The following is a 7789-nucleotide window of genomic DNA, read 5'->3' as shown; positions in this document are numbered from 1 at the left end:
CAATACATGTGGATGCACCGGCGTTTTAAAACCCGTCCTGATCCGGCTGATCCTAAAATTTATTGATGGAGCAGGCATGCCCAACAACAATCAGATGCTGAACCTGCAGCGGCTGTCTCAGGCGCTGGATGCTCTGGATGAGTGGTTGGTAGTGGTGGATGCCGAAGCGCGCATCACCTTCCTGAATCAGCCTTATGCCCTGTTTCTGGGTTTGAAGCGGGAGGAGGTGTACGGGCTGCTGGTCACTGATGTGATTGAAAACACCCAGATGCATCGGGTGGTGGAAAGTGGTCAGCCGGAATTGTCGCGTCTGCAGGAAGTGCGTGGTCGCCACATGATTGCCAACCGTTATCCGATTCGTGAGGGTGGCAAGGTGGTGGGTGGCATTGGCACAGTGCTGTTTCATGACACCCATGAGTGGCGTCAGATGAACACCCAAATCAAGGCGCTGGTCTCGGAGCTGGATTTCTACCGGCGGGCACTGGACAAAGAGCAGACCGGTGCCCGTTATCACCTGAATGATCTGATTGGTCGCAGTCCGCTGATTCAACACGTTAATGACAAAATCAAAAAGGTGGCCGGTGGAGATGCTTCGGTATTAATCCGCGGTGAATCCGGCACCGGCAAAGAGTTGTATGCTCATGCTCTGCATCTTTTGTCCGAACGTTCCCGTGGACCTTTTATCAAAATCAACTGCGCAGCGATTCCGGAAAACCTGTTGGAGGCGGAGCTGTTTGGTTATGAAGAAGGTGCTTTTACCGGGGCAAAAAAAGGCGGCAAACAGGGTAAGTTCCAGTTGGCGGATGGTGGCACGCTGTTTCTGGATGAAATTGGTGACATGCCTCTGAGTATGCAGGCCAAGCTGCTGCGGGTCTTGCAAGATCGGGAAGTGGAAGCTGTTGGCTCCAACCGGCTGGTTAAGATTGATGTACGACTGGTCACCGCCACCCACCAGCCGCTGGAAAAACGGGTGGAGCTGGGCGAGTTTCGTGAAGACCTTTATTACCGTATTAATGTGGTGTCGGTGGAACTGCCACCCTTGCGGGATCGGCGAGAGGATATTCCGGCGCTGGCGGAACACTTTCTGACTCGACTTGCCAACCGCACCGGGCGACGTGCGCCCAAACTGACGGCTCATGCCTTAACCCGGATGCTGGAATACTCCTGGCCGGGTAATGTACGAGAAATGGAAAATGCCATCGAATCTGTTTTTTATCTCAGTCAGGGACACAAAATATCCCTGCAGGCGTTGCCTGCTTCACTGACGGAAGGTATCGAGGTATCCGAGCCAGTGGTGTATCGCGGTACCCTAAAAGAACGTATTGGTGAAGCTGAAAAACTAATCCTCGAAGAAGCACTGGTGGCCTGTGATGGCAATCGTCTGCTGGCTGCAAAACTGCTGGGCATCAGCAAAACCACCCTTTATGACAAGCTGACAAAATATCAGCTGAATACCGACCTCTAAACTGCATTTCTTGTTGATCCTCCTGCTTTTTCCGTATTTCCGGAATCATTCCGCTTTCCCGGACAGGTGAGAAGCCAGTAACCACGCCTTTGTTTCATAAATACTACATAAAAATTCCGTAAAACCGGAATAAATCCTTGTGGCTTCCTTGATGCGGCTTGACGTTAACGTCAGATGCAAGTTTATTTGTTTGTTTTTAAACAATTTTTTATGACGTTGGCATGTGTCTTGTAATAGGGGTAGTCACCCGTCCATGAGGCGGTCGAGTGTTCTCAAGAACAAACATAAAAATCAGGAGTAGCACCCATGATCAAGAAACCCCTTGTTACGGCTATTGGAGCCGTGGCAACTGCTGCCACCTTGGCAATCTCCTCCACTGCAATGGCTGATGGTCCGCGCCGTATTGATGTGGCCAGTGTGTTTGCCACCAACAACTTCCTTGGTGCCGGTGCTCAGTACATGGCAAAGGAAATCAACACAGCATCTGATGGCAAGATCAGTTTCCGGGTTTATGAGCCGGGTGATCTGGTGCCGCCTTTTGAGGTGTTTAACGCAGTATCAACCGGTGCAGTCGATGCCGGTTGGGACTGGATGGGTTACTGGGCAGGCACTATTCCGCTGCTGAACCTGTATGGTGCCCTGCCTTTTGGTCCAACACCGGAAGCCTTTGCCTCTTGGATGTGGTCCGGTGGTGGTACTGAATACATTCAGAAAGCTTATGATCAGTACAACATCAAGGTATTACCCTGCTTTGTTTCCCCGCAGGAAACCGGTGGTTTTTACAACAAAGAAATCAACTCGATCAAAGACTTTGATGGCCTGCGCTTCCGCATTTCCGGCCTGGGTGCTCGTGTACTCAACAAGTTCGGTGCGTCTACCCAGTTGATCCCCGGTGGTGAAATTTATCTGGCGCTGGAGCGTGGTCGTATTGATGGTGCCGAGTTCTCTGTACCTCAGGTGGATGAGGTGATGGGTTTTGATGACATTACCAAATACTACTACTTCCCCGGTTGGCACCAGTCAGCCAGCTGGTTCTCGTTGATCATCAACAAGAACGTTTGGAACAAGTACAGCGAAAAACAGCAGCAGCAGTTTGAAACTGCTTGCCGCTCCACACTGGCTTGGTCCATGACTGAAGCACCACCCCAGCAGATGAAAGCACTGGCGCGTATGCAGGCTAAAAGTGACATTCAGGTTCGTCGTTTTAATGATGAAACCCTGACCGCGCTGGAAGCTGCATGGAAAGAAGTGGTTGCTGAAGAAATGGCACAAAACCCTCAGTTTAAAGAGGCTTATGAGTCACTGATTGCACATGCCAAACTGATTGAAGAATGGTATGAACTGCAGGAGCTGAAGTAATGAAAAACGCCGTTCACCTGCGTGTGGCGGCGGCACTTGATCTGGTATCCCGACCCCTGATAGGGGTCGGTATCCGGGTCGGACGCATGACCAGCTGGCTGATACTGGTGGTCATAGTTGCTGTCCTGCTCACCGTTGTAATGAATGCTCTGGGCATGAATGAACTGCTGCGCTGGAATGAGCCGGTGTTCTTGTTCGGGCGTGCTTTTACCATCAACTCTGCCACCGAACTGCAGTGGTATCTCTACGGGGTGCTGGTGTTGTTTGCCTCCACCTATGCACTGCATACCAATGCCCATGTTCGGGTGGATCTGCTGTATCACCGCTTTTCACCGCGTACCCGCCATCTGGTTGATCTGACCGGGCATCTGTTGATGCTGATCCCCTTTTGTCTGCTGGTGGCTTACCTCTATTGGCCACAAGTGATGATGAGTTACAACTCGGGTGAACAGTCCAATTTTGGTGGCCTGACCGATCGTTTTGTCATCAAGGGTGCACTGTCAGTGGCGCTGGTATTTATGACGCTGGGTGCCTTCGGGCGTGTGCTGCAGAGTCTTGCTGCAGTGCTGGATCCACAACGTGCTGCGCAGGAGTCTTTTCATGTTCGCTGAGTACCTCTTGCCCATTCTGATGGTGGTATTTTTGCTGGTTGGTATTTTCACCGGTTATCCGGTGGCTTTTGTGTTGGGTGGTCTGGCGATTATTTTTGCTTTTATCGGCGAAATTCCCCTGCCGTTTATGGGTATGGCCGGCTCCCGCATTTATGGTGGTGTAATCGAAAACTGGCTCTACATTGCCATCCCGCTGTTTGTATTTATGGGGTTGATGCTGGAAAAATCCGGTGTTGCCAGTCGTCTGCTGCTGACCTTGCAGCGCCTGTTCGGGCGGGTGCGGGGTGGTCTTGCCATCTCCGTTGCCTTGCTGGGTGTTGTGATGGCGGCCAGTACCGGCATAGTGGGTGCCTCGGTGGTGATGCTGGGTATGCTGGCGCTGCCAGTGATGTTGAAACAAAAATACAAGGAAGAAATGGCCTGTGGTGTGATTGCAGCATCCGGCACGCTCGGTATTCTGATTCCACCGTCCATCATGCTGGTGTTGATGGGTTCGATCATGCAGGTTTCCGTGGGTGACTTGTTTAAAGCGGCATTAATTCCCGGTCTGATGCTGGGCGCTTTGTACATTATTTACCTGCTGGTGACGGGTTATCTAAAACCTGACTGGATGCCGCTGGTTGATAAGGACGATATCACCACCGACACCACACCGCTGCCGCTGGCACTGCTGCGGGATCTGGTTGGACCGGTATTCCTGATGGTCGCCGTGCTGGGTTCTATCATGGCCGGTATTGCCACTCCGACCGAGGCAGCTGCCATAGGTGCACTGGGTGCCATCCTGCTGGCCGTGGTTGGCCGTAAATTAAGTTACATCACCCTGCGGGATGTTTGTTACGACAGCGCCAAAAGTACCGCAATGATTGTATTCATTGTGATTACAGCCACCGTTTTCAGTCTGGTGTTCAAACGCCTCGGCGGGGATTACCTGATTATGGATCTGGTATCCGCCACCGGCTTGGGGCCTTACGGTCTGCTGCTGGCAATCATGCTGATGATTTTTGTGCTTGGTTTTTTTCTGGAGTGGATAGAAATCAGTTATGTGGTACTGCCACTGTTGCTGCCGGTGATCAGTCTGCTGGATTTTGGCATGAGTGCTCAGGCTACACTGGTGTGGTTTGCCATCCTGATGGCCATCAACCTGCAAACCAGTTTTCTGACACCACCCTTCGGATATGCCCTGTTTTACCTCAAAGGCATCACTGAAGGTCAGATCAAAATCACCACCATTTACAAATCCATTATTCCTTATGTGCTGCTGCAGCTGACAGGCCTGCTGTTGTGCATCCTGTTCCCGGCCATCGTGCTCTGGCTGCCGGGTTTACTGTGACAAGAGATGAATTGAGATGCTGAGAGAGGAACAACTTATGTCAGGTAAACGTGTATTAATTACCGGTGCCGCCAAAGGCATCGGATTAGAAATTGCCAGAGCCTTTCTGGAGGAAGGCGCACGTGTTGCCATTCTGGATCTGGATCGGGATGCACTGGCCGATGCACTGGATCGTCTGGGTGGTGCCGGGCCGGATCGTCTTGGTGTGGCCTGTGATGTCACTGATGAGCCCGGTTTGAAAGCAGCCGTACAACAGGTGGTTGATCAATTTGGCGGGTTGGATGTGTTAATCAACAATGCCGGTTTGCAGCATGTGGCACCCATTGAGGATTTTCCGTCCGAGCGTTTTCGCAAACTGTTGGACATCATGCTGGTGGCACCTTTCCTGACCATTCAGCAGGTGTTCCCGGTGATGAAACGCCAGCAGGGTGGACGCATCATTAATCTGGCCTCCATCAACGGGTTAGTGGGTTTCTCCGGTAAGGCCGGTTACAACTCAGCCAAACATGGTGTGATTGGGCTGACCAAGGTGGCGGCACTGGAAGGAGCGGCTCATGGCATCACCGTGAATGCCTTGTGCCCCGGTTATGTGGATACCGAAATGGTGCGTGGTCAGCTGAATGATCTGGCGCGTACACGGGGTGTGCCGCTGGAAAAGGTACTGGAAGAAGTGATTTATCCGCTGGTGCCACAAAAACGCCTGCTGGAACCCCGCGAAGTGGCGGACTACTGCCTGTTCTTAGCCAGTGGTCGAGGGCGTGGCATCACCGGCCAAGCGGTTGTGATTGATGGTGGTTACACCACCCAGTAAAACCTCTCTGCACTGATTTTCCCTGAAAGGACTTCTGTTTCTGCCACGGGCTTTATTCAGCCCGTTCAGCAGAGGGGAAGACTTGTGCCTGAAAACAACAATAACAAGGGTGATTCCATGAAGTTACAGCTGTCTTTCCGGCAGGCTCTATGGGGGCTGCTGCTACTTTTGCTGGTTGGTTTGGTGTTACTGGTTGCTGCCGGTCTCCATGGCTTAAAACAACAAAGCAGAGCATTTTCTGAAGTGACAAGAACAGCAAATCTGGCGCTGGATATACAGGCGCTGGAGACAGAAATCCTGCAGTTGGAACTGCAGCGCGAGAACCTGCAGCCACAGGGACTACAGGCGCTGCAACAACAGCTGGCGGGTTTGCCTGCACGGTTACAACAGGTGCTGGTTGGGCATGATGGTCTGCAGCAGCAGGGTGAAGTTTTTTTGCGGCAACTGCAACAGACGCTGGAAACCCAGCTGGCTTTTGGTATGAACGCTACAGAAGGTGCACAGGGTGAGCTGGGTGCAGCCGCTGCAGTATTGATGGATGAGTTAACCGGGCTGGCCGCGTTGGTATCGCGTTTTGCTGATGTGCGTAATCTGGAAAAAGATTTTTTTATTACCCCCGAACAACAGACCATCAGTCGTTGGCAGGGTGGTATGGAAACCTTTGCTGCACACCTGCAGCGTATCGGATTTGATGAAGATTTTGCCGAGCCACTACAGGTTTATCGTCAGGCCAGTACCACTTTGATTCGTCTGCGGTTGGAGCTGGAAAACAATAACACCACCCTGTTGGAACAGCGTCAGGTATTGCTGACCGCCCTGCATCGTCAGGCGCGTGAGGTTGCCGGTCAGCAACTGCAACAGGCCGAACAACAAGCCGAACGTCAGGCAAACCGTCAGCAGAGCATGATGCTGATTAGTGGCCTGTTGGTGACCCTGCTGTTGGTACTGGCAGTGGTGTTGCTGAATCGTCGTTTGCATCAGCGTCTGAAAGAGCTGCTGGGTTTCCTGCAGCTGGTGGCTGAGGGTGATTTGCGCCAGCGGCTGAGCATCAAAAATAAGGCGGATGAATTTGATCAACTGGCGCAGGGGGTTAATCAGACGGTGGAATCCCTGACGGGTTTGGTGGGTGGCTTAAAATCCCGTAACCAGCAGTTGTTGCAGATGGCCACCACCATGGAAGAACAGATTGGTGGTTTACAGCAAGAAGGCCAGCAATTACATGGTCGCAGTGATGTGCTGGCGGCGGCAATGGAAGAAATCAGTGCCACCACTGATCAGATGGCCATGGCGGCTACCGAAGTGGAAGCTGCTGCGGGGCAGACGGATCAGGCTGCCAATCAGGGCGGTGAAGTGATTCAACAGGCGATAGAAGCACTGGAAGCTATTACTGCTCGGATGCAAGACATTGATCAGCGAGTTGGTCATCTGGGTGAACATTCCCAGCAAATTGGTGGTGTGCTGGAACTGATTAACGGCATTGCTGAGCAGACTAATCTGCTGGCGCTGAATGCTGCCATTGAGGCTGCGCGAGTGGGTGATGCCGGACGCGGGTTTGCGGTAGTGGCGGATGAAATTCGTACACTGGCCGAACAGACGGCTCAGGCCACCCATGATATTGGTGGGCGCATAAACGGCATCCGCCGGGATACCGATACCACCATCGGTTCGGTGGAAGCGGCGCGGGAACAGGTGGCATTAGGGCGGCACATGGGGCGTGAAGCTTTACAGGCGGTACAAGGCATTCAACAGGCCAGCCGTGCATCTTCAGAAAAAATGAATCAGGTGCGTACATCCGTTGCTGAGGTGGCAGATACCACCAGCAGCATGACTTCCGATATGGATCAGGTGGCGGGGCTGGTCAGCCAGCAACAATTACGGGTGGAAACCCTGCTGGCGGCCACCCGCCAGTTACACCGCCAAGCGGATGACCTGACCCGTGATCTGCAGCGTTTTCAGATATAAACAGGAGAAAAACAACAATGACTTATGTGCCTCAGATCCAGCCTCAGCCCCTTTGGCAGCCCACTGCCGCCACCATCAAAGACAGTCCCCTGTCTGCTTTTATGCAGCGGGTGAATGATCGTTACCAACAACACCTGCTGCACTACGCAGATCTGCATCAGTGGAGTGTAGTCAACCCAGAAGAATTCTGGGAACTGATGTGGGAGTTTGGTGAAGTGGTGGCCGCTGAACAGGGCAGTCAGGTACTGGAA

At 52.6% G+C, this 7789-nt stretch carries 6 protein-coding genes and 1 pseudogene; all 7 read left to right on the top strand.

The features are described 5' to 3' along the window. A partial coding sequence (locus IBX50_RS15060) for a sigma 54-interacting transcriptional regulator (RefSeq protein ID WP_366930737.1) occupies positions 1 to 1465 on the top strand: 1465 nt, incomplete at its 5' end. 306 nt (positions 1466 to 1771) lie between these two features. Then, the gene (locus IBX50_RS15055; RefSeq protein WP_292257115.1) at positions 1772 to 2824 is read left to right on the top strand and encodes a TRAP transporter substrate-binding protein; all 1053 of its coding nucleotides are present in this window, start codon (positions 1772 to 1774) and stop codon (positions 2822 to 2824) included. Beyond that, positions 2824 to 3435 (top strand): TRAP transporter small permease subunit, encoded by a 612-nt coding sequence (locus tag IBX50_RS15050; RefSeq protein WP_292257114.1) that lies wholly within the window; start codon positions 2824 to 2826, stop codon positions 3433 to 3435. Before IBX50_RS15055 ends, IBX50_RS15050 begins: the two co-directional genes overlap by 1 nt. Beyond that, on the top strand, positions 3425 to 4765 hold the full coding sequence (locus IBX50_RS15045; protein WP_292257113.1) for a TRAP transporter large permease subunit: 1341 nt from the start codon (positions 3425 to 3427) through the stop codon (positions 4763 to 4765). Before IBX50_RS15050 ends, IBX50_RS15045 begins: the two co-directional genes overlap by 11 nt. Before the next feature lie 37 nt (positions 4766 to 4802). Then, a complete protein-coding gene (locus tag IBX50_RS15040) occupies positions 4803 to 5576 on the top strand; it encodes a 3-hydroxybutyrate dehydrogenase (protein ID WP_292257112.1) in 774 nt (257 codons plus the stop codon). Positions 5577 to 5660: 84 nt separating this feature from the next. Beyond that, the gene (locus IBX50_RS15035; RefSeq protein ID WP_292257111.1) at positions 5661 to 7538 is read left to right on the top strand and encodes a methyl-accepting chemotaxis protein; all 1878 of its coding nucleotides are present in this window, start codon (positions 5661 to 5663) and stop codon (positions 7536 to 7538) included. A 17-nt stretch (positions 7539 to 7555) separates the two neighbouring features. Further along, positions 7556 to 7789: pseudogene (locus IBX50_RS15030) on the top strand (acetoacetate--CoA ligase); the annotation flags it as partial.

This window comes from Marinospirillum sp. (assembly GCF_014859565.1).
Note: the sequence above shows the minus strand (reverse complement) of the source record. Positions and strands in the feature narration are given on the sequence as shown.